The following is a 23,032-nucleotide window of genomic DNA, read 5'->3' on the forward strand; positions in this document are numbered from 1 at the left end:
GCCACGTCAGCGGCAAAGATGGCCGCGAGGCGACGTTGGACGCTTCCTTCGGTCATGTAGCGCATTGCCTTCACAACAGGACAAGGATTGTACGGGCGACCGCCGGCCGAGTCCACGAGCCGGAACGTCGAGGATGGGTCGTCATAAGCCGGAATTCAACTAAGACACTAGCGGCGCGAGGGAGGCGTTGGTCGCGATGTACGCGAACGTGAACCAAGACCGCGCATTGTTTGCTTGCTATGGTGAAGCGAATTCAGCTCCAGACAGAGCTACCACCCGAAGAGAGGTCATACCGAGCATGACCGAGGGACCAGTGCAGCGTCGTTTGGCTGCCATCCTCGCTGCCGACGTGGTTGGCTACTCCAGGCTAATGGCTCTCGACGAGGGCGGAACACTTTCGGCTTTCAAGATCGGCGCGAACTGGTCGACGGGAAGATAGCAGAGCATCAGGGCAGGATCTTCAAACGACACAATAAAGCATCCGTAGCGTCGCGAAACGGGCTCTTTACCTGTGGAAGTCCGTCATTCAAAACCTCCCATTCGATTTTGTAGTTAGTCTGAGTGTGAACGACCTGTCCCCACCAGGCGTCTGCGGTCATCGGCCAATCCTCGGGATGGTCGAGCGACCCAATCATTATCCACATGTCAGGAGCTTTGTCGTAGACGAACACGAGCGGGGAACCACATCCAGTACAAAATCCGCGTTGTGCCACTTCACTTGATCGAAAATAGGAGGGCGTTCCTTGTGTGAATTCTACGCCGTCGTCAAAACGAAGACCGGCCATATGCGGACCGCCATAGGCCTTTTGACAAATCCGACAATGGCAGAAGGCTCCCGCAGTCGGGGCCTTCATTGATCGGTATCGGATCGCCCCACAAAGACAGCCACCTTCGATCATACCGCCAATCGATCTGATGACACCGTTCGTTCAGTATACATCAAATCATACGACGAAGGTCTGCAATTATGGGATGACTGCCTTCCGCGAACAGAGGCGCAAGCGACTGGCCGAAAGGGGATCCTGCTCCATCATCAGGAAGACATCGCGTTATCACCCCCTCTGCCGGCTCGGCATCGCCGTTCTGGCGGGTGAATTGCGACGATATTTTCTCGGTTGAACTTGGACGCAGCTATTCCCGCTGCTGCCAAAGACTCTCATTTCTTGGTCGGGCCGCGTTCTACGACCGTACGCTCCGGGCTGGGGCGTTCTTGTTTGGCCACTGCCCGAAAGCGAAAGTCTCGTCTCGTTTAAGGACGATTCAACCATGGTAATCCAATCCCGTCGGTGAATCTGTGGCTACAGGGAGGTAATGAACCCGATTTCCGGCCCCAATTTGAATGGCGACTTCGCGCTTATGCATTGAGGCAACCGTCATCTTTTGGCGACCCCGAGGCGTCGAACAGGACGGTGGCTACATCTGGCAAACTTTATGCAATGGCTAAAGGACGTAGCGGCATTCCTTAGCCCGCGGCCGTCGATCGTTTGAACATAATGGTAACTTTCGTGCCTTCAGCTGAACTGGAGACCACGTCAAACGAGGCCTTGGCGTTCTCAGTTAATGAACGCGCGATTAGTGCGCCGAGTTTGCCCGGCTTGGGCCAGGTCTCTCCATCGGGTAAACCAACCCCGTCATCCGCGACGATGATTCGGCAACCGTCACCGTCGACAACGCTGTGAAGTGTTATCGTTCCGCCTTCGCGTCCCTTAAAGCCGTGTTTGAGTGCGTTGGTCAGCAGTTCGTTCACAACCAGGCCGGTCGGCATAGCAACGTTGATCGACACCGGATAGGTATCCACCTTCATGTCCAGGCGTATGCCCTCAACGGCATGCGAGGCCATGACTGCTGAGGCTATTTGGCTCAGATAGATGCCGAGATCGACGTCGTCCTTCTGCTCGTCAGCCGAGAGCGTTTGATAGAGGATGGCCAGAGCATCAACGCGCCCCCCCAGCCGCTCGAAACGTTTCTGATCAGGCTCTGCTGCGTTGCGGGTTTCCAGCCGGATGAGTGCGGTTATCATCTGGAGGTTATTTTTTACCCTGTGCTGGAGCTCGCGCAGCAGAGTATCCTTTTCGCGGACAAGCTCATCAACCGTGGGCGCTGCTCCACCATGGATCGTTACGTCCACAAGGGCAACAAGTCGAAAGCAAGCCTTGCCGTTGTCGTCTACGATCACATTCGAGTATGCATCAACCACAGTCGGTTCGTCGACGCCGCGCTCCAGGCGAAAAGTTCCCACGAAATCGGTATCTGTTACAATGCTATCAGCCAGCGCACTGTCCTGCTGCTCATGGAGACCTACTCCGGAAAGCGCTGCCCAGTTCCTGCGTGCCAAACTGGCGGCTTTCAGGCCCGAGAGCTTCTCAAATTCCGGGTTGACATACACGACACGCTCATTCGCGTTCAGATCGGAAACAGCAATCGCGATCGGAACCTGGTCAAGGAACTTCTTGAATTGTTCGCTTTCCAACGCTGTGGCAAGGTCAGGCGTGTCGAGCAACTGCTCGACCGCTTCGGCCTTATCTGAATCGGATGTCATATGCGCGCCTTGATGGAGTGGATCAGATCAATATCAGCGATCGGCCTCATCCGCCACCGGCGAACGGGGCAGCGACAAGGCTTCGGCGTCGTAGTCGCATCATCGGCCGTTGCTGTGAACTCGGCGGCATCCTTAGAAAGCCCGTGCTTGCATGAAATATTCGAGGTCATAAGGGCAGATGTCCGAATTCGGATCTGTGCTTGTCATCGGCTTCGCCAACGTTGCCTCGCTTCCCCGCTCGAACAGACGGTTCACAAAGTGAAGCTGTACTCGAAAAGGTGACCGCGGTTTTCGTCGGTGACTCGAATCCACACAGGCTCGTTTGTGCGTAAGGTGACACTGCGTTCCGTTGCTTCCTGGGCTGCCCAGGCGTTGTCGCATTGACAATGCGCGTTGTCTAATAAACCCGCTCAAACGCGGCGGAGACTTCCTCGATAAATGGATGGCTGAACACCTGCGAATGCCTTCACCGATGATCCGGCGGCCATCTCCGATCTTGCCGACAAGGCCATGAAGGCAGCCGACCAGGTATCAGCGCCGACGAGATCAGCGAAGAGGTCGGGAGCATATTCGAGGTCATCCTCGAGGCGATGCAAAGCCGCTCCGGCGGCGGGGGTGGATGACCGTGCCGAAGTCAAAAAGGTTCTGGATCGCTGCAGGGATTCTGGCAACGCTTGTCATCGTTGCTCTGGTGCTCAGCGGCGGCGTCGGGCTGACGCCGATGGTGTCGATGCTTCATGCCCACCCGCAATCGATCTACGAAAAGCCAGCCAGCCTGTTCGTCGCAGGCTTCGTCGGTTCGCCGGCGATGAACTTTCTGCAAGGTCGATTGGACCACGCGGGCAGGCTCCAGGTTGGCGATGTTGGGATCGACACGTCAGGCTACGGTTTCGAAGATTCATCGCGAGAGCGCGATGTGGTGCTTGGCATCCGCAGTGAGGATATAAGCGTGGTGGATCAGGGGACGCCCGAAAGTATTCCCGGAACGCTGGCGTTTACCGAACTGCTGGGCGCGGACGCGCTCGGTTGGTTCGAATGCCTGGGCAAGCGGTTCAGTGTTCGGCTTGGTGTGAACGAAGCACGGGCGATGCATCCGGACGTCGGCCTCTGCTTTAACATGACCAAGGCATCCTTCTTTTCGGCGGCGTCGGAGCGGCGGATCTGACGATCACCGGGTCCCCGGGCGCATCAAATGGCGAACGACCTGTTCCGCCTTTAACTCGTCGCACGAACTGCCAGACGTTTGGATATTGGCGCACGTGGTTTTCGCAAACAGAAAGGTCGCTAAATATCTCGTTCGATCTTTCCGATGGCCCCTCAGGATCCGATGGCCCCTCAGGAAGAGAACGAAGATCTCGACAAAAATTCATCGCTCGCGACCAATTGTCCGATCCGCATTTTCGAATTCGAGCTGCCGAACGAGGCCCCGGTGCCCTCCCATTCACTGGCCGCCGACGGCTTTGGTTCGGGTAAATTCTACGATCTCGATCTGTTTGGTCGCCCGAAAGTGGTCGCGGAACCATATGGAACGATACGGGAAGCTTTCTCACTTTGGCCCACGAAAAACCCAATAAAATCAACAGTCTTCGGACGCCCTCCGGGCCCTACCATGACCATTGATTTTGCGACGAAAAAATGTACTAGTTGGAGCGGTGACGGTACTTTTTCGAGGCAACTTGGGCACGCCGTCGAACGCCGAAAAGTGCAAAAATCGCCCGATTGATCCCGATAGTTGGTGAAACCTCAAAATATTTTTTGTGGCGATTTTCCCTTTAAAATCAAAAGCGTAATTTTTTGACGGCTCCGATGCCGGACTTTTCGCGGATATGAAAAATATTTCACAGTATTTTCAATGAGTTATATGCCATTTGAACAATCGAGTGGGAATGATTCAGGCTCCCCCAAACGCCGCCGAAAATACGCCAATCTGCGACGTAACGTACTGAAAACAAAGATAAATCCTTTCAAAGACAATCAGCGACAATCGGCACGCAGAGATTGGTTGTGACAGACCGACTGACGGGTCGCGTACATATTGCCCACCGAAATTTTCTGAGTACCGTCATAGTCAATGAGGCTAGTGACGGTACTTTTTCGCCCCATAAGGCATTGAAGAAAAAAGGAATTTTCTGTCGAGAAGCCTCAAAATTGTACTGACGGTACTTTTTCAGGAGGCAGTAGGCATGCTGACGGATGCCGCCCTTAAGGCGTTGAAACCAAAGCAGAAAATCTACAAGATTGCAGACCGTGACGGCATGTACATCCGCGTCATGCGTCGGATAAGCTCGCAGTGCGAGCGCCGCACCGCGTAGCTGAGGTCAGAGAGATAGCTGTCTCGTGCTTGAACATGATGCGCCAACAAACGACCTCGACGATTTAGTGCGAGCCGGAGCCAATATTGCTAGGGCACTTCAGCCGTTCTGACCCCAGCGGATATCGCGTCTGAAATCTTCTCGATCCGCTCCTCGGCGATCGCAATCGAAAAGGTGAAGTCTATGGCGCAGCAGTGGCGGATTGTCAGGCCGCTTAGAGAGGGACGAGTTCGCTAATCGGGCGAATAAACCTGGCAACGGATGCAGAACTCCAGTCTCGGCACAGAAAATCAAAAATGGATATCGGCTCAAAGCGGGTGAGTGCGTCGCTGTGCGTCGGGCAACAGGTCTGTGCGAAGTTGCCGTGCGAATTCAACTGATGTCGTATGCTCCTACCTGTGGCTGGCTATTATCACGCCTTAGGGTAGCCGATCCGCAAAGTTGCCTGCCAACACCGTCGCTGGCCGGTCCAAGTCAGGGCGCCTCTAAGAGGTAGGATGTTGGCAAACAGGGTTTTCGAAATGCCGACTGCGATACGCAGCGGTCGATTCTACTGCAACCTTTTCTTCTTCGCCGCCGGCGTCGGTCTCGGATCGTGGGCTTCTTGCCTGCCTGTCCTCAGTGCTCAAAACAGTCTGGAGAAAGGCGAACTCGGGCTGATCCTCCTTTGCTTCGCGCTGGGCGCGATCATGGCGATGACGAATGTCGGACGACTTACGGCGCGCTTTAGCTGCAGCACGCTCAGTTTGGTCGGAGCCATGACGTTCGGCGTGGCGCTTGTCATCGTCCCATTTGTGTCGGGCAATGCCTGGCTCACCTCGATTGTATTTGTTGCAGGTTCCGGCTTCGGCACGCTGGATGTCTCGATGAACACCGACGCATCCGCCCTGGAACGTCGCGCCGGCCGGCATCTGATGTCGTCGTTTCACGCAATGTTCAGTTTTGGTAATCTGGCCGGCGCTTTCACTGTCGGCCAGATCTTGTCGCACGGCGGCACACTGGTGATTTGCCTAGGAGCCACCGGTGCGGGTGTTGCTACGTTTGCGATTGTCGCCAGCCAAGGCTCATCGCGGAATGCCGACCCGGCCGATGCAATTCACGTTGGAGCCAGCAGCGGCGGCAGGCTCGACAGTGCGCAGAAGCCGTATCTTTATCTGATCGGGGCAATCGCCTTCTTGTCCATGTTAGGCGAAGGCGGAATTATGGATTGGAGCGCCATCTATATCGTCAATGTGTTCAGTGGAACCGACAGCGCGGGTGCCTATGGTTTTGCTGTCTTCGCAACGATGATGGCGTTCGGCCGCCTGTTCGGCGACGCAATCACCACCCGCATCGGTTCGAGGCGGCTCTTGTACTATTGTTCGATCATTTGTGCGGCTTCGGTGGGGTTGCTCGTGCTGGCAGGAAACGTAGTCATGGTCTTCGTCGCCTTGGCCTTATGCGGTCTGAGCGTTGCCAATCTCGTACCGTTGGCATTCGCTGCTGCCGGTCGCTCCGGCGGTGCAGCCGCCGGCCGTGCGATGTCGATTGTGACGACGATGGGCTATGCCGGCTTGCTGCTGGGACCAGCTCTACTCGGTTTCGTGGCGCAGATATCGTCGCTGTCAGCCACCTTCGTGTTGATTGCGGTGGCCTTTATTCTGGTTGCACTGGCAACGCGGACGCTTCGCAAGGAATGACGCTGGAGGCATGAAGCTCTAGCCGTTAATCAGCGCCAGCGCTTCCTCGTGCAGATTGCGGTTTGCCGAAGCCAGCACGGCGCCACCATCTTCTGCCGGCTCCCCAGCCAGGTTGGTGACCACGCCGCCGGCCCGCTCAATGATCGGGATCAATGCGGCGATGTCATAGGGCTGCAGGCTTGCCTCGAGGCAAAGGTCGATTTGACCGGCGGCCAGCATTGCGAATGCATAGCACTCGCCGCCGTAGCGGGTCATCAAGACGGCATTCTTGAGGCCAGTGAAGTTGATCCCAGGAAAGTCCGGAAAGCGGTCCGGCGAGTTGGTATGAAGGATGGCGGTAGCCAACGATCCGGCGGCTTTGGTCTGCAACCGCCTCAGGCCTTCTGCGCTGCTTGTCCATGCCTCGGTCTCGGTCGCCCAGAACCGTTCGCCGGTAAAGGGCTGGCTCATCATGCCCATGCAGGCCTTTCCCTCTACCGTCAGCCCGATGAGGGTGCCCCAGACGGGTATGCCACATATGAACGGTCGGGTGCCGTCAATCGGGTCAATGATCCATTTGACCGGTCCTTGACCGCTTTCCCCGAACTCTTCACCAAGCACCGCATGGTCCGGATAGGCCTGGACGATCAGCGCGCGGATGACCTGCTCGGCCTGCTTGTCGGCCATCGTCACCGGGTCGAAGCGGTACCCGGCCTTCACCTTCTCCTCGACTTCGATTGGCTTGCGGTAGAAAGACAGCGCAACGTCGGCGGCTGCGTCGGCAAGTCGATGAAAGTATGCGATGTCTGGCAGTCGGTGCATTGCGGTTTCCAATTTTCATTCGGGTAGAGAGAAGAATGACCTTATGGACCAACAAGGTCGTGCATGAGCGTCCTAAGGCTGCGCGCCACGTCATAGCTGTTTTCCTGGTGCTCGCGCCGGCAGAACAGCTCGCAACTCCACCAGCCGTCATAGCCGGTCGACTTCACGGCATCGACCCATTCCTTGAGATTGAGCACGCCGCTTCCCGTCGCCACGTCGCGCAGCACGCTCTCGTCAGGGATGCCGCCAGCGAAATCGAGGGAGTCGCAGATGTGGACGCCATAGATGATGCTCTTGTCCAGCCGCGCTACGCGTTCGGGCGTGTCGCCTGACGTGTAGCAATGCCAGAAGTCGATCACGAGCCGTATGTTGTCCCGATTGGCGGTCTCGATCGTGCGAAGCTGCCTGTCGATCGTGTTGAGCGGCGTCCACGACAGTGCTTCCAGATAGATCAGCAGGCCGTACTGCGCCGCGAGTTCGGCGACCGAGGCCAGGTTCGCCGCGGTGAGATCGATCTGCGTCTTGAGCGGCAGGCCAACGAGACCCCGGTAAAGCCCGGGGGTCGCGGTCGTGTCGTCCAGGGCCAGCAGGCTCAGCGGACCGGTGATGACCTGCACGCCCTTCGCACCGGCGGCGGCGGCAAGTTGAAACAGGCTGTCGGCCTCGCGCATCAAATCGGCCTTCGCCTCGCCCTGTCGTTCGATGTCGACAAGGAAACCCGTCCCCGGAACGTACATGCCCTCAAAGGCCTGCCGCAAATCCTGATGCGTGAAGCCAGCGTCGAGGAAGGCCCGCATCTTGGCGGCCGAGACCTCAATCCCGTCGAAGCCGATCTCGCGCACGATATCGAGATCGATGGCCAACGTGGAATGCCGGGCGGCAAGGGAGTGGAACAGGATGGGATTGCTTTTCATCTTGATGCCCCGTCGGGTGCCGCTTGAAGCGGGTTGAATGGCCAGCCTTGAATGGAAACCGTGCGGCGCCTTTTAGCGGACATGGCGACGGCTTCGGCAGTGCGAAGAGCAATCACACTGTCGGCGCCCTGCGATAACCAGGATGGCTTTTGGCCGCGCGTGTTGGCGAATTCCCTGACGGTTGCCAGGTGCAAATCGTGGTCGCGAACGGGAACGGCCTCGGTCCTGCCGTCGACCCGTCGCGCCAGCGTTCCTGACATGCGGCCATTCAGGGTGCCTTGCGCGATCAGCGCACCTTTGTCGCCCGCCACCAGCACAGTGCTTTCGATGTCGACGGTCCTGAAGCTCTCATGGACCTGGAAGAGGCTGCCATCGCCAAGCCGCAGCATATAGGTCGCCTGGCTGGGCACAGTCTCGTCCGATGTGCCCAGAGCGGTCGCCTCGACAGGCTCGGCGCCGGTCAGGAAACGGGCGAGGTCAATGTCCTCCACGGAGACGTCGAGATAGATACCGCTGCCTTCGTCGAAGTCGCGAGCCCTGCGATGGGGCGGAGCCTGATAGGGGCCGCCCCGTATCAGGATGATCGACTGAACCTTGCCGATCTCGCCATCGCGGATCAACCGCCGCATGGTTTGATGGATGGTCGATGCCCGCAATCGCTGATTGACCACCAGCAACGCCTGCGCTGCCTGGCAAAGCTCCACCAACGCGCTGGCCGTCTTGCTGGTCCGGGAAATAGGCCCGTCGCACAGAATGTGTTTGCCCGCACCGGCTGCTGCGGCGATGTAGTGTGGCCGGCGCTTGAGACTGGCGCTGATATAGGCGAACGCGACCGCTGGATCGCGCAGGACAGGTCCGAGCTCGGTCGTGGAATGCGGAATGCCGAGATCCGCGGCGAAATGGTCGGCATCCCTCCTGCTTCTGCTGACCACCCACAGCGGGCAATGGCCGACGGAACGGAGTGCCTCGACCACCTGCTCAGTGGCGATGGTTCCCGTCCCCATGAAGGACCAGCCCACCTTGGCGCCTGCTGCCACTGAAACGTCCCTCCCGGAAATAGCTGGCAAAACTATGCGGCCCACTTCAGCCGCCATCAACTTCGCATCCTATTGAAGTCTTTCTCACTTCGGCGTAGTCATAGCTTCTAGTTGCTTCATATCGAAATGGAGAAGCCTGAGGTGACCTTCATTGGCGAAAACACCGGCGCGCTGGCCGCCAACCTCAGGACCCTGTGCAATCAGCACGGTTCCGTTGCCGCAGTCTGTCGCAAGATCAACGTCAATCGCCAGCAGTTCAACAAGTACCTTTCCGGGGCTCATGTTCCGTCGGCTCCCAATATCCGGATAATCGCCAACTATTTCGGGCTGAGCGTGCCGATTCTTTTTTCGGACCCCGACGAATTCCGGACTCTCGTGGATGGAAACTTCTTTCACGCCATGGCCACAGCACGGCAATTGCCCGAGTTTTCGCGGTTCATTTCCAATATGATCGTCGAGAACAATTCACAGGACAACGAAATCGCCGGTATCTATGATCGCTACCAGTTCTCGTCGATCTACAAGGGATTTGTCCTCAAATCCGCATTCTGCATTTACAGGAACCGAGAGTTCTTGCAGCACTATTATGTCGAGCGATTCCCGAGCTTCGATACGCCGCGAAAGACCGAGTATATCTTCAAATATTATGGCTTCTGCTTTCCCCTGGCCGACCGGCTGTTTACCGCGGATTTTGAGGGCATTCAGTGCAACGAGCTCACCTTCGGCGTCTATGCCCAGGTGAAACGCAATGCCAAGCGGTTCATGTTCGGCATCTCCAGCGGTATCGCCGCCAACGTTTTTCGCCAGCCCTACTCGACCAAAGTGGCCTTGCATTACCGTGGGCCGGGCCTGCTGCGCCGAGAGCATCTCAAGGCATTGACGGTGATGGACCGCAACGATCCGGCGATCCCGCGCGAGGCGCTGCAATATCTGGGCGACGGGCTGGACATGATCCAGATGTGAGGGCCTAGGCCGGCCGTTTGAAGGTCCACCATGACGCTCAGGGGTGAAGTTCGATCGCCAGCCAGACCGAATCCGTATCGGCGTAGTAGCGATGCCAGGGATAGGTCCATTGGTTCTCGCCCGTCACCCGGCAGAACGGATCGTGCGAATAGCCGACCGGCATAACCACGTCCTCATAGATCGTGGACGCGTCTCGTTGCCTGAACTTCTGCATGCGGCCACTGCCGTGGATCTGCGTATGGGTTTCCAGGAACCGATGCTCATTGTGGATGAAGCAGTCCGTATCGCCCGGCGACCACCACAGATTGAGCTTCAGGGTGAAGGTTTGCGGCACCCTGGCGGTTGGATGCTCGTTGGTAAACACATGAGGGTCGGTGATCACCGTGCCGATCTCATCCTGGGATGAGATGAACAGGGGCGTGTCGCGCGGGAAACTCTTGATGCGATTGCCGAGCCAATCCCAGCCACGGAACATGCATCCCCCGAGATTGACGGCATTCTTGACCCTGAGGATGGCGGCACGCTCCGCCGATTTGATACGTCCTCCCTTGAGCTGGGTGGACTTCCAGGCGGGGACAATTGCCGGATGCTCATGCCCGGTGACCATGGGCGAGGGGCTAAGGTTGACGACCACGGCATCCTCGACATCATAATCGACGACGTTCTCGACGAGCCTGGCGAAAATGAAGTCATCGGCGAAGGATAGGTCTCTGGCCTGGTTCTTCATCATTGTGTCTGGTGCATGGATTGTCATGGCCACCAGCAAGCCACAGCGCCATGGCCGGCGGAAGTGCGCGGATTGCCGAATTAATTAGCGAAACGACGTTCAACATGCGTCATAGTGCGTCGTTTCGATTGCCGCGAACCTACGTCGCGCAGGTCGCGTTGCCATACCCTTTGTCAAACGCTGTTGGCCCGACATCCTCCCGGCGGGCACCGCGAGCGCTTGATCGATCAGAACGAACGAAGCACTTCTTCTCGATTTGTGCGTCATCTAGCGTCACGGAAACGCGCTCTGCGAACTTGTCACCAGCCCTCGAAAGTCTGCCTATTGGCGCCATCACCGAGGGCCGGCCTTCACCGACCCTCACTTGAGCAGAAGGCCGCTCAAGACAAAAGAGAAAAACAAGAGGGTCGAACAGATGAAGCTAACGGGCGGACAGGTCGTCGCAAGGGCACTCAAGGAATATGGGGTCGAGTATGTGGCCGGTGTGCCCGGCCACGGCATCTGGTCCCTTTTCGACGCGTTTATGGAGGAGGGTTCGACCCTTCCATTCATCCAGGTCATGCACGAGCAGAGTGCGGTGCACATGGCTGACGGCTATTTCCGGGCAAGCGGTCGCCCCATGGCATGCTCGACCTCTATTGGTCCTGGCGCGACGAACACGATCATCGGCCTTGCGACCTGCTACGCCGATTCCATTCCCGCTTTTTACGTCTCCGGCGGACCGGCGACCCACATGAAGGGTCACGGCGTGATGCAGGAGATCGAGCGGCAGAACGAGAACGCATTCCCGCGCATCACGGAGCAAGTCACCAAGCGCGCCTACAAGGCCGGCCGCGTCGACGAATTGCCCTTCATCATGCACCGCGCCTTCAACACCATGCTGAGCGGCCGTCCCGGACCCGTCCATGTCGAGGTCCCGATGGACATCCAGGTCGAGGCGGCCGATGTCGAGATTCATCCACTCGATCTTCGCATGGCGCGCGGCGTTTCCTATCCGGATCCGCAGGCGGTCGAGCGGGCCGTCAAGCTGCTGCTATCGGCCGAGCGGCCGGTCATCGTCGCGGGCGGCGGTGCGATTTCGGCGAATGCGTCGATAGAGCTCACCAGGCTCGCCGAAAAGCTGGGTGCCGCGGTTTCCATCACCTGGAATGGCAAAGGGGCCATTTCCGAAGACCATGCGCTGTTCATCGGCGCTGTCGGCCAGACCGGCACGACCTGCGGCAACAGCATTACCGCGTCGGCCGATGTCGTCATGTCGGTCGGCTGCCGCTTCACCGACTGGTCGGCTTCCTCCTACGCCAAGGGCGTCAGCTTCTCGATCCCGCCGGGCAAGCTCATCCACATCGATCTCGATCACCACGAGATCGGCAAGAACTATCCAACGGAGGTCGGCATCGTGGCCGACGCCAAGGCAACGCTTGAAGCGATGCTGTCGATGATTTCGGAGGACCAGTCGAAGAAGGCCGTCATGCGCCGCGACAGGTTCCTGGCCGATGTCCAGAAAGCGAAGGCGGACTGGGAAGCGCTGCTTGCTCCGCGCCGCGATAGCCGCGAGTCGCCTTTCACGTCTCAGCGCCCGCTTGGCGCCTTGCGCAAGGTCATGAGTCGCGACGGCATCGTCGTTGTCGGGTCGGGCAACACGCAAGGCGCGGTCAAGCAGACCTTCCCCATCTACCAGCCGCGGACCCATCTCACCTCCGGCTCGTTCTCGCCGATGGGCTGGGCCGTTCCGGCCGCCATGGGCGCCAAGCTGGCCATGCCGGACCGTCAGGTCGTATCCATCACCGGCGACGGCGATTTCATGATGTCGCTGCCCGAACTCGGCACCGCCGTGATGAACAACATCCCAGTCGTTTTCCTGGTCCAGAACAACCAGGGCTACATGTCGATCCGCGGCGGCCAGCGCAAGTTCATGGGCCGGCACATCGCCTCCGAATTCAACCGCCACAAGGGCAATGGCGAGCCCTACAGCGCCGACATTGCGGCGGTCGCCAAGAACTTTGGCGTGGAGAGCTGGAAGGTCACATCCGATGATGATCTGGAGACATCGCTGAAGGCTGCTCTCGATTGTGGCGGCCCGGCGCTGGTCGAGGTCATGACGTCGCGCGATGCGGCCGGTCCGTTCGCCACTGGCTGGTGGGATTTTCCATCGCCCGCCTACTACGAGAAAGAGCAGGCCGCTTACGCCGAAAAGCGCGTGCTCGAACAGCACATGTAGCCGTGCTTGGGGCGAGTAGCCCTGGCCGCTCGCGCTTCATTCTATCGATTCAGTCCGCAGTGCAGGGCGCAGGCCCTGCAAACGAAGAGCTATTGCCATGATACGCACCATCAAGTCGGCTCGAGGCAGCGTTGCAAACGGCAGCGACGGTGCCGTGACGAGCGCGGTCCAGGCGCTGCTGGACCAGGTCGAGCAGGGGGGTGACGGGGCTGTGCGCGAATTGTCGATCCGTTTCGACAAGTTCGACCGCGACTCCTATCGCCTGACCAGGGCCGAGATCGACGCTTGCATCAATTCGCTGACGGGGCGCGAACGCGAAGATCTTGATTTCGCCCAGGACCAGATCCGCAACTTTGCCGAGGCACAGCGCGCAACGCTGCTCGATCTCGAGATCGAGACGCTGCCGGGCGTCGTCCTTGGGCACCGCAACGTGCCGATCCAGAATGTCGGCTGCTACGTGCCGGGCGGAAAGTATCCGCTGCTGGCATCGGCGCATATGACGGTACTGACGGCGCGGGTTGCCGGCTGCGAGCGCATCATCACCTGCGCGCCGCCCTTCCAGGGCAAGCTTGCTGAAAAGATCGTGGCGGCCCAGGCACTGGCCGGCGCCGACGAGATCTACTGTCTGGGCGGCGTCCAGGCGATAGCGGCGATGGCTTACGGGACCGAGACGATCGCCCCGGTCGACATGGTGGCGGGGCCAGGCAACGCCTATGTGGCCGAAGCCAAGCGCCTTCTGTTCGGCAAGGTCGGCATCGATCTCTTTGCCGGTCCAACCGAGACACTGGTGATCGCCGACGACAGCGTCGATGGCGAGCTGGTCGCGACCGACCTGCTCGGCCAGGCCGAGCACGGCGTGAATTCGCCGGCGGTGCTGATCACAAACTCCGAAAAGCTGGCGTTCGACACACTCTCCGAAATCGGGCGCCTGCTGACGATCCTGCCGACGGCGGCCATCGCGGCGAAGGCCTGGGAGGATTACGGCGAGATCATCCTGTGCGAGACGATCGAGGAGATGGTGGCTGAGGCGGATCGACTCGCCTCCGAACATGTCCAGGTGATGACCCGCGACCCTGACTTCTTCCTGAACAGCATGAAGAACTATGGCGCGCTGTTCCTGGGGGCTCGCACGAACGTGTCGTTCGGCGACAAGGTGATAGGCACCAACCACACGCTGCCGACCAACAAAGCCGCCCGCTACACAGGTGGGCTCTGGGTCGGCAAGTTCCTCAAGACCTGCACCTATCAACGCATCCTGACCGACGAGGCGTCGGCGCTGATCGGAGGGTACGGTTCCCGTCTCTCCCTTATGGAAGGCTTCGTCGGCCACGCCGAGCAATCCAACATCCGCGTCCGCCGCTATGGGGGAAGAAACGTCGGCTACGCCATGCCGGTCGATCCAAGCTGACTGCCACCGCCCGATAACAGCGAAAAAATGCGGCCGGGCATTTCAACATCAACAAGGGGAATAACGATGACCGAACTCAAGAAAATTCTATTGGCCACAGCGCTGGGTCTGTCCTTTGCGGGCCAGGCAACTGCCCAAACGAAGATTGAAGGCCTGCACGTCTGGACGTCGGCAAGCGAGGTCGGTGCACTGAAAGTGATCACCGACAAACTCAAAACCATGGGCTTCGAGTGGCAGGACAGCGCGGTTGGCGGCGCCAATGGCGCCAACGCCCAGCAGGCGCTGCGCACCCGCGTCGCCGCCGGCAACCCGCCGGCAGTGATGCAGTTCCTTGGCTTTGAAGGACTGGGCTGGGCCAAGGAAGGCGTGTTGCGCTCGCTGAATGATCTGTATGCGAAGAACGGCTGGAAGGCCAACCTGCCGCCGGTCATGCTGCAATTCCTGGAACAGGACGACAGCTTTTTCTCGACCCCGATCAACATGCACCGCCAAAACTGGGTTTGGGCGAACAAGGCTGTCTTCGACAAGGCCGGGATCGCCATTCCCACGAGCTGGGATGAGCTCATTGCCAGCGGCGAAAAGCTGAAAGCGATTGGTGTGACCCCGATAGCGATGAGCGACGAGAGCTGGCAGATTGAAGAGCTGTTCGAATCGATGCTGATCGACGTGAACGGCCCCGATTTCTACAAGAAAGCCGCGATCGATCTTGATGAAACGGCGCTGTCCAGCCCCGAGATGATCAAGACCTTCGAACTTCTGGGCAAGGTTCGTGGATTGCATGATCCAGGCTTCACCGGCCGTGACTGGGCGGCTGCGACCAACATGGTCGCCAACGGCCAGGCAGGCATGCAGATCATGGGCGACTGGGCGAAGGGCGAGTTCCTCGCCAAGGGCATGAAGCCGGGCGTCGATTTCCTGTGCTTCCCGACGCCGACCGCCACACCGAACTACAAGTTCGTGTTCGATACATTCGGCGGCTTCAAGATCGACAATGCCGATATCGCAAAGGGACAGGACGCGGTCGCGGAAGCGATCATGGACCCGGAGGTCCAGAAAAAGTTCAACCTGACCAAGGGGTCGATACCGGCTCGTCTCGACGTGGCGATGGACGATTTTGACGACTGCGCCAAGCGCAGCTTTTCGGACCGTGTCGAAGCCATCAAGAACAACGCCATATACGGATCGCTCACCGACGGCTTTGCCGTCGAGCCGCGGTTCTCCGGCGTGTTTCAGGACGTCGTCGGCAAGTTTTTCGTCACCGACATGAGCGCGGAAGACGCGGTCAAATCCCTGGTCGACGGCATTAGCAACGCACGCTGAGGCGCGCGTTCGGCTGCCGGGGCAATCCTCCCATTGATGTCCCGGCAGCACATTTCGTCGCCGCTCCACGGACCAAACCACAGGGCAAGCCCGATGCGCAGACCCATCCCATTATCGGACCGTATTGCGAACTGGCTGCCGCGGCTGGTTCTGACGCCCAGCCTTTTGGTTGTGCTAGTGGCGGTCTACCTGTTCATCTGCTGGACGGGCTGGATTTCACTCTCTTCTTCGATGATCGTGCCGAAATACGATTTCGTCGGCTTGAACCAATATGTCCGCCTGTGGTCAACGCCGCGCTGGCATACGGCGGTGTTCAATCTGTTCGTCTTTTCAGCACTTTTCCTCGGCCTGACCACCGGGCTCGGACTGTTGATGGCGATCCTTCTCGATCAGAAGATCCGTATCGAAGGCACCTTGCGGGCGATCTTTCTGTACCCGATGGCGCTGTCCTTCATCGTCACCGGTACCGCCTGGAAATGGATCCTCAACCCCGCTCTGGGCGTGCAGAAAGTGGTCAATGATCTGGGCTGGACCAGCTTCGTGTTTGACTGGATCGCGCAGCCGACCTTCGCGATCTATTGCGTGGTGATTGCCGCCGTATGGCAATCGACCGGCTTCGCCATGGCGATCTTTCTGGCCGGCCTGCGCGGCATCGACAATTCGGTCATCAAGGCCGCACAGATCGAAGGCGCAGGCCTGCCGCTGATCTATAGAACAATCGTCGTGCCGATGCTGCGGCCGGCCTTCCTGAGCGTGATCGTTCTGCTCAGTTACATTGCGATCAAGAGCTTCGATCTCATTCTGGCGCTGACAAACACCGGGCCTGGTTCCTCCACCGAAATGCCTTCGACCTTCATGTACTCGGCCACCTTCCGCCGTGACCAGATGGGCGTTGGTGCGGCCAGTGCGATGATGATGCTGATGACAGTCGCGGCCATCATCGTTCCGTACCTCTATTCAGAGCTGAAGGAGCCCCGCGATGGCCACTAATGCCGCGTCTCTCCGCCGACAGCATGGAATCCGTCGCGCCTTCATCTACGGCAGCCTCTTCTTCATGGCTGCGTTCTACCTGATGCCGCTCTGGGTGATGGTCACCACGTCGGTGAAACATCTGGACGAGATCTATGCCGGCTCCTTTATCGGCCTGCCGTCGCAGATCAGCTTTGACGCCTGGCGCAGCGCCTGGTCCGAGGCCTGCAACGGGACCGCCTGCAAGGGCCTCAAACCGTATTTCGTCAACTCGCTGCTGGTGACAGTCCCGGCGGTGATCCTGTCGACCGGTATTGGTGCGATCAACGGCTACGTGATCACCAAATGGCGGTTTCCCGGCTCTAACGTTATTTTCGGACTGCTGCTGTTTGGCTGTTTCCTGCCGTTTCAGGCGGTGATTCTTCCCATGGCGCAAACTTTGGGCATCCTTGGTCTCGCAGGTTCACTCCCGGGGCTGGTGCTGGTCCACACAGTCTACGGCATCGCGTTCACCACCCTTTTTTTCCGCAATTATTTCGTCGGCATCCCCGATGAACTTGTAAGGGCGGCGCAAATCGACGGTGCCGGGTTCATTCGCATCTTTGTGTCGATCATGCTGCCAACAGCGCTGCCGATCATCGTCGTGTCCTGCATCTGGCAGTTCACCCAGATCTGGAACGACTACCTGTTCGGGGCGTCTTTTACCGCCGGCGAAAATGCTCCCATCACCGTAGCCCTTAACAACATCGTCAACGTCTCGATGGGACGCAAACAATACAACGTCGACATGGCCGCCGCCATGATCGCCGCCCTGCCTACCCTCATCGTCTATGTCGTTGCGGGACGTTACTTCGTGCGCGGCCTAACGGCCGGCGCAGTAAAAGGTTGATCCAAATGGCAACTCTCGAAATCGATCGCGTTCGAAAATCCTATGGCGCAGTTGACGTCCTGAAGGGAGTCAGCATTTCGATCACCGATGGCGACTTTCTTGTTCTGCTGGGCCCATCGGGTTGCGGTAAATCCACCCTGCTCAACATGATCGCCGGGCTTGAAAGCATCACATCGGGCGAAATCCGGATCGCGGACGAAGTCGTCAATGATCTGCCGCCGAAAGATCGCGACATCGCCATGGTATTCCAGTCCTACGCGCTTTATCCGACCATGACGGTGCGTCAGAATATCGAATTCGGCATGAAAATCCGCGGCGTGCCGCCTACTGAACGTGCTAAGGCAACTCTTGCGGCAGCCGAGATGCTGCAGATGAGCCATTTGCTCGACCGCCGCCCAGGCCAGTTGTCGGGAGGCCAACGCCAGCGTGTGGCGATGGGCCGTGCTGTCGTACGCCAGCCGAAGCTGTTTCTGTTCGACGAGCCGCTGTCCAATCTCGACGCCAAGCTGCGCGTCGACATGCGCACCGAGATCAAGCGGCTGCATGCCCGGCTTGGAACTACGACTGTCTATGTGACGCATGACCAGATCGAGGCGATGACCCTGGCGACCCGCGTCGCTGTCATGAAGGACGGTGTTGTGCAGCAACTGGCCGATCCACAAACGGTCTATGACAGGCCGGCAAATGTCTACGTTGCCAAGTTTGTGGGCTCGCCCTCAATGAGTCTGATCCCCGGAAAGCTGGAGATCGACTCGGCGACCGCCGTCGCGGTTCTCGACGTCGTCAACAGGGAGCCAAACCGTATTTCCGGCATTCCGATCTCGAAGGAAAGCGCTGCAAAGTTCAACGGGCGCAAAGTCCTCGTCGGCATACGGCCTGAGCTGTTCAGTGTCTCTGCCGGCGAGCCGGGCAGGACACTCTTGGTCCATATCGATGTCGTCGAGCCAACCGGCCCAGATACGCTAGCGCTGTTCCAGATTGGCGGGGTGGAAGTCACCGCCCGCGTTCCTCCCAAGACGGTAGAGGCCCGCAAGACAGCCACCTTGTCGGTCGATACGAGCAAGATCGTCTTGTTCGACGCCCAAACCGAAGAGCGTATCGACTGAGGCCCGATGATGGAGCACACCGCAGACATTGTCATCATCGGTTCCGGTATCGGCGGCAGCTCGCTTGCCTATAGCCTCGCCGACACCGGAAGACGCATCGTGATCCTGGAACGCGGGGAGCACCTCAGGGATACGCCGGAGGCGCGCGACGATATCGCCATCTTCCAGAATGGCTTCTACAGATCGAGCGAGGAATGGCTGGCGACGGACGGCGAGAGCTTCCTGCCGGGCAATTACTACTATATAGGCGGCAATTCGAAGTTCTTCGGTGCAGTGATGTACCGTTATCGGCAGGAAGATTTCAGCCCCCGCGACCATATGGGCGGCCGCTCGCCGGGATGGCCTATCGCCTACGCCGAACTCGAACCCTGGTATGAACGTGCCGAGGCGCTGTTCCAGGTCCGCGGCGACGCCGCGCAGGATCCGACTGAGCCCCCGCGCACCCGCCCCTACGGCTTTCCTCCCGTCCCCGACGAGCCATCCATTGCGGCCGTGCGTGGCCGGCTGCGCAAGGCCGGCATCCATCCGTCGAGCCTGCCGCTCGCCGTCGATATCGAGGCCTGGCTGCGCCGCGCACAGACGGGGTGGGATGCCTTCCCGAACACCGGGGCGGGCAAGATCGACGCGGAAGTCGGGCCACTCGCAAAGGCACTGGAGCACCGCCACGTCACCTTGATCACCGGAGCGCATGTCCTGCGGCTGGAAACGGATACGTCCGGGCAAAAGGTGACGACGGCGATCTTCCTGAAGAACGGTATCGAGCACAGGATCTTTGCGGATATCTTCGCCGTGGCCGCCGGCGCGGTGCAGAGTGCCGCACTGTTGCTGCGTTCGGCAAATGCGCCTCATCCGAACGGGCTTGCGAACAGCTCCGACCAGCTTGGCCGCAACTTCATGAACCACAACACCACGGCGATGCTGGCCATCGACCCGTTTCGTGCCAACACAGCCGTTTATCAAAAGACGCTGGCGTTCAACGATTTCTACAACAGGGATCCGCAAGGCAACTTTCCACTGGGAAACGTGCAGTTGCTCGGCCACATCACCGGCAACATCCTCAAGGCCAACACGCCCATGCTGCCGCGCTGGCTGACCGGTCTTATCGCGCGCAACTGTTATGGCTGGTTCCTGACCAGCGAGGATTTGCCCAATCCCGAAAGCCGCGTCGTCGTTCGCGATGGACGGATCGTCATGAACTGGGTTCGCAGCAACATGCAGGCGCACGAGACACTGATAAGAAGAACACGAGCGGTGATGCGCAAGGCGGGATTCCCGATTGTCCTGTCGCGAACCTTCGGCCGCAAGACGACATCGCATCAGTGCGGTACCGCCAAGCTTGGCAACGACGCGAACACATCCGTCGTCTCGCCCGATTGCCGGTCGCACGATATCGCCAATCTGTACATCACTGACGCATCCGTGCTTCCGACATCGGCGGCGGTGAACCCCGCGCTGACCATCGCGGCTCTGGCTTTGAAAGCCGGTGCGGCCATCAGGGGGATGTGAACATGGCAACCCATGGATCCGCTCGCTTTGGAATTGCTCCGCGAAGCGAGACGGTCGTCGGCACCTGCGACTACATCGTCATCGGCGGCGGCGCAACGGGTTGCGTCATCGCCTCGCGGCTGTCCGAAGATAAAGACGTTTCGGTGGTGGTGCTTGAGGAGGGACCGAGCGACGTCAATCCGTACATCCATATCCCCGGGGCCTATTACAAGACCGCCCAGGGGTCGCTCCTGAAGCGCATCGCCTGGGAGCCGACGGACGCTCGCTCGCCCGGCCCCGCGCCGACCATGGTCCAGGCAAGGGTGCTTGGCGGCGGAAGTTCGGTCAATGCGATGATCTACATCCGTGGTGTTCCCTCCGACTACGCGCAATGGGAGGCGCTCGGCGCCAGTGGCTGGGCCTATGACGATGTGCTGCCTTACTTCCGGCGCTCCGAGGACAACAACAGGTTCTGCAACGAAGCCCATGCCGTCGGCGGCCCGCTCGGGGTCTCCGACATCGACCAGATCCATCCGCTGACGCGTGCCTGGCTGCAGGCATGCCAGCAGGCAGGGCTGCCCTACAATCCGGACTTCAATTCCGGCAACCAGGCCGGATGCGGCCTCTATCAGATCACGGCAAGAGGCGGACGGCGCAGCAGCGCGGCGACGGCTTTCCTCAAGCCCGCCCGCCAACGCGCGAACCTGCGGGTCCAGACTCGCGCAAGCGTCAGCCGCATCATCGTCGAGGAGGGCAGGGCGACCGGTGTCGAGTATGTGGTCAGCGGGCGCAAGTGGATCCTGCGCGCAGAGCGTGAGGTGATCTTGTCGGCGGGGGCACTCGCTTCGCCGAAACTTTTGATGCTGTCGGGCATCGGCCCGGCGGATGCGCTGCGCAGACATGGCGTCCGGGTGGAGGCCGATCTGCCTGGCGTGGGGCAGAACCTGCAGGACCATATCGAGATGTCGCTGGTTTACCAGTTGAACGGACCGCACAGCTACGACAAATACAAGAAGCTGCACTGGAAGGCTGCCGCTGGACTGAACTATCTGCTGTTTCGCGGCGGGCCGGCTGCATCGAACCTGATCGAAGGCGGCGCCTTTTGGTGGGGCAACAAGGACGAAGCGATCCCGGATGTCCAGTTCTTCATGGTGGTGGGAGCGGGTATCGAGGAAGGCGTCGATGCCGTTCCGGGCGGCAATGGCTGTACCGTCAATCTTGGCCAGATACGGCCTCGTTCACGCGGCGAGGTCACCCTCAGGAGCACTGATCCTTTCGACAATCCGCGCGTCGCACCGCGATACTTTTCCGACCCCTATGATCTCGACGCCGTCACCGAAGGCACCATGGCCGCGCTCGACATCATGGAGCGACCCGCGATCCAGCGCTATGTCGCCACACGCCACATGCCATCGCCTGCGATGAAGACACGCGCCGACATCCGCGATTTCTGCCGGCAGACCGCGCATGCGGCGCTGCATCCGGCGGGCACCTGCCGTATGGGGCAGGACGACATGGCCGTCGTCGACCCCACTCTTCGCGTTCGCGGCATCGATGGTCTTCGCGTGGCGGACGCTTCAATCATGCCGACGCTGATCTCGGGAAACCCCAACGCCGTTTGCATCATGATCGGCGAGAGGGCCGCGGAATTCCTCAAGGGCTAAGCAAAGCCCGACGGCCGTTGCACAGGACTAGGGAGAATGGATATGAAATCGGATCGCGTTGCTGCCGCAACGCATGGGGCGCCCACGAAAGTCCACGGCCCCGCGGAGGAGAGGACTGTCCAGATTGACAAGGGCGGCCGTGGCCTGGTCGGCATCCTCAACAGGCCCGACACTGCCACCCCACCCGTCGTCCTTATGCTGCATGGTTTCACCGGCCAGAAGAACGAGCTGCCGATCGCGCAATGGGATATCGGCCTGTTCGGCTACACAGCTGCGAAGCTCGCCGAGAACGGCATAGCGACGCTGCGCATAGATTTCCATGGCTCGGGCGACAGCGCCGGCAGGTGGGAGGACACGACCTTTTCGGGACAGATAGAGGACGCGACGCTTGCTTTCGATTACCTCGGTGCCGTGCCCGACATCGACGGCACCCGTGTCGGTGTCCTCGGCTACAGCCAGGGTGGCCTTGTCGGCTCGCATCTTGCCGCCTTGCGTCCGCGGGTGTCGGCGCTCGTGCTGTGGGCGCCGGTCACCAACCCGATGTCGACCTATTCATATCTGCTGGGTGCCTATACCGTCGCAAGCGCGATCGCCGGTGATGCCCGCGAGATCACAACCAAGCTTCAGCAAGGCGGCGAGACGACCCTGAGAGGAACATTCTACAAGGAATTGCCGCTCTTCGTGCCGGCCGGCGCCATAGCGAAATATCCAGGTCCCCTCCGGGTCATCGTGGGTAGCCGCGAAACGGTTGTGACGCCACAGCCCGCGGCAGGACAGTCGCTCCTCAACTATCACGAGGGCATCGACGATCTTGTCGTGATCGATGCGGGTCATGACTGGAACGCGGACACCTCGCCTGAGACCGTGGAAAGCGTTCTTGTACCCCGCACGGCCGAGTGGTTCGCGGAGCATTTATGACCAGCGGATCTTCCAGTTGGAGGACGACACGCACTTTCCCACGCGCAGCTTACTGCCAGGATGCGAGCCAAAGATCTTGAACT

Annotated in this window: 19 protein-coding genes and 2 pseudogenes; 15 read left to right on the forward strand and 6 right to left on the reverse strand. The window is 59.5% G+C overall.

What is annotated here, in order from left to right; translation table 11 throughout:
- Window positions 1–298: 298 nt before the first annotated feature.
- A pseudogene (locus AC1D1L_RS30195) lies at window positions 299–465 on the forward strand (alpha/beta fold hydrolase); the annotation flags it as partial.
- On the opposite strand, the gene AC1D1L_RS30200 reads toward AC1D1L_RS30195, so the two are convergent.
- Complete coding sequence (locus AC1D1L_RS30200; RefSeq protein WP_477345009.1) at window positions 447–899, reverse strand: GFA family protein; 453 nt, start codon at window positions 897–899, stop codon at window positions 447–449. The pseudogene AC1D1L_RS30195 and the gene AC1D1L_RS30200 sit on opposite strands and share 19 nt — an antisense overlap.
- 563 nt (window positions 900–1,462) lie before the next feature.
- Window positions 1,463–2,539, reverse strand: a complete 1,077-nt coding sequence (locus AC1D1L_RS30205) for a sensor histidine kinase (RefSeq protein ID WP_477345010.1) — start codon at window positions 2,537–2,539, stop codon at window positions 1,463–1,465.
- A 619-nt stretch (window positions 2,540–3,158) separates the two neighbouring features.
- On the opposite strand from AC1D1L_RS30205, the gene AC1D1L_RS30210 reads away from it, so the two are divergent.
- The 4 genes and pseudogenes from AC1D1L_RS30210 to AC1D1L_RS30225 all read left to right on the forward strand — a co-directional run bounded on the left by AC1D1L_RS30210 (window position 3,159) and on the right by AC1D1L_RS30225 (window position 6,530).
- A complete protein-coding gene (locus tag AC1D1L_RS30210) occupies window positions 3,159–3,704 on the forward strand; it encodes an ATP-binding cassette domain-containing protein (protein ID WP_477345011.1) in 546 nt (181 codons plus the stop codon).
- Window positions 3,705–3,848: 144 nt separating this feature from the next.
- A complete protein-coding gene (locus AC1D1L_RS30215) occupies window positions 3,849–4,262 on the forward strand; it encodes a hypothetical protein (RefSeq protein ID WP_477345012.1) in 414 nt (137 codons plus the stop codon).
- A gap of 460 nt (window positions 4,263–4,722) precedes the next feature.
- Window positions 4,723–4,809: pseudogene (locus AC1D1L_RS30220) on the forward strand (Arm DNA-binding domain-containing protein); the annotation flags it as partial.
- A gap of 539 nt (window positions 4,810–5,348) precedes the next feature.
- Window positions 5,349–6,530 carry an MFS transporter gene (locus AC1D1L_RS30225; RefSeq protein ID WP_477345014.1) on the forward strand — a complete coding sequence of 394 codons (1,182 nt, stop codon included), beginning with the start codon at window positions 5,349–5,351 and terminating at the stop codon, window positions 6,528–6,530.
- A gap of 18 nt (window positions 6,531–6,548) precedes the next feature.
- Here AC1D1L_RS30225 and hisN read toward each other — a convergent pair whose 3' ends face one another.
- From hisN to AC1D1L_RS30240, 3 genes are read right to left on the reverse strand one after another with little or no spacing between them, the layout of a single operon-like run.
- Complete coding sequence (gene hisN / locus AC1D1L_RS30230; RefSeq protein ID WP_477345068.1) at window positions 6,549–7,331, reverse strand: histidinol-phosphatase; 783 nt, start codon at window positions 7,329–7,331, stop codon at window positions 6,549–6,551.
- Between the two features lie 41 nt (window positions 7,332–7,372).
- A complete protein-coding gene (locus AC1D1L_RS30235; RefSeq protein ID WP_477345015.1) occupies window positions 7,373–8,245 on the reverse strand; it encodes a sugar phosphate isomerase/epimerase family protein in 873 nt (290 codons plus the stop codon).
- Window positions 8,242–9,282 carry a Gfo/Idh/MocA family protein gene (locus AC1D1L_RS30240; protein WP_477345016.1) on the reverse strand — a complete coding sequence of 347 codons (1,041 nt, stop codon included), beginning with the start codon at window positions 9,280–9,282 and terminating at the stop codon, window positions 8,242–8,244. Before AC1D1L_RS30240 ends, AC1D1L_RS30235 begins: the two co-directional genes overlap by 4 nt.
- 141 nt (window positions 9,283–9,423) lie before the next feature.
- Here AC1D1L_RS30240 and AC1D1L_RS30245 point away from each other — a divergent pair, with 141 nt between their 5' ends.
- Window positions 9,424–10,245: a helix-turn-helix domain-containing protein gene (locus AC1D1L_RS30245; RefSeq protein ID WP_477345017.1), complete on the forward strand. Its 822-nt coding sequence runs from the start codon at window positions 9,424–9,426 to the stop codon at window positions 10,243–10,245.
- Between the two features lie 37 nt (window positions 10,246–10,282).
- On the opposite strand, the gene AC1D1L_RS30250 is transcribed toward AC1D1L_RS30245, so the two are convergent.
- Window positions 10,283–10,972, reverse strand: coding sequence for a hypothetical protein (locus AC1D1L_RS30250; protein WP_477345018.1), 690 nt, complete (start codon window positions 10,970–10,972; stop codon window positions 10,283–10,285).
- A 415-nt stretch (window positions 10,973–11,387) separates the two neighbouring features.
- Between AC1D1L_RS30250 and AC1D1L_RS30255 the strand changes: the two genes are divergently transcribed.
- The 9 genes from AC1D1L_RS30255 to AC1D1L_RS30295 all read left to right on the forward strand — a co-directional run bounded on the left by AC1D1L_RS30255 (window position 11,388) and on the right by AC1D1L_RS30295 (window position 22,949).
- Complete coding sequence (locus AC1D1L_RS30255; RefSeq protein WP_477345020.1) at window positions 11,388–13,190, forward strand: thiamine pyrophosphate-binding protein; 1,803 nt, start codon at window positions 11,388–11,390, stop codon at window positions 13,188–13,190.
- 97 nt (window positions 13,191–13,287) lie between these two features.
- Entirely contained in the window at window positions 13,288–14,598 is a 1,311-nt protein-coding gene (gene hisD / locus AC1D1L_RS30260; protein WP_477345021.1) for a histidinol dehydrogenase, read from the forward strand.
- Window positions 14,599–14,664: 66 nt separating this feature from the next.
- Window positions 14,665–15,918 carry an ABC transporter substrate-binding protein gene (locus AC1D1L_RS30265; protein ID WP_477345022.1) on the forward strand — a complete coding sequence of 418 codons (1,254 nt, stop codon included), beginning with the start codon at window positions 14,665–14,667 and terminating at the stop codon, window positions 15,916–15,918.
- Between the two features lie 93 nt (window positions 15,919–16,011).
- Window positions 16,012–16,908, forward strand: a complete 897-nt coding sequence (locus AC1D1L_RS30270; RefSeq protein WP_477345023.1) for a carbohydrate ABC transporter permease — start codon at window positions 16,012–16,014, stop codon at window positions 16,906–16,908.
- The gene (locus AC1D1L_RS30275; protein WP_477345024.1) at window positions 16,898–17,776 is read left to right on the forward strand and encodes a carbohydrate ABC transporter permease; all 879 of its coding nucleotides are present in this window, start codon (window positions 16,898–16,900) and stop codon (window positions 17,774–17,776) included. Before AC1D1L_RS30270 ends, AC1D1L_RS30275 begins: the two co-directional genes overlap by 11 nt.
- 5 nt (window positions 17,777–17,781) lie before the next feature.
- Window positions 17,782–18,882 (forward strand): ABC transporter ATP-binding protein, encoded by a 1,101-nt coding sequence (locus AC1D1L_RS30280; RefSeq protein WP_477345025.1) that lies wholly within the window; start codon window positions 17,782–17,784, stop codon window positions 18,880–18,882.
- Window positions 18,883–18,891: 9 nt separating this feature from the next.
- The gene (locus AC1D1L_RS30285) at window positions 18,892–20,388 is read left to right on the forward strand and encodes an FAD-dependent oxidoreductase (protein WP_477345069.1); all 1,497 of its coding nucleotides are present in this window, start codon (window positions 18,892–18,894) and stop codon (window positions 20,386–20,388) included.
- A gap of 2 nt (window positions 20,389–20,390) precedes the next feature.
- A complete protein-coding gene (locus AC1D1L_RS30290; protein WP_477345026.1) occupies window positions 20,391–22,031 on the forward strand; it encodes a GMC family oxidoreductase in 1,641 nt (546 codons plus the stop codon).
- Window positions 22,032–22,073: 42 nt separating this feature from the next.
- Entirely contained in the window at window positions 22,074–22,949 is an 876-nt protein-coding gene (locus tag AC1D1L_RS30295) for an alpha/beta hydrolase family protein (RefSeq protein WP_477345027.1), read from the forward strand.
- Window positions 22,950–23,032: the final 83 nt, after the last annotated feature.

The sequence above is a fragment of the Mesorhizobium sp. P2_D6 genome, from assembly GCF_056404315.1.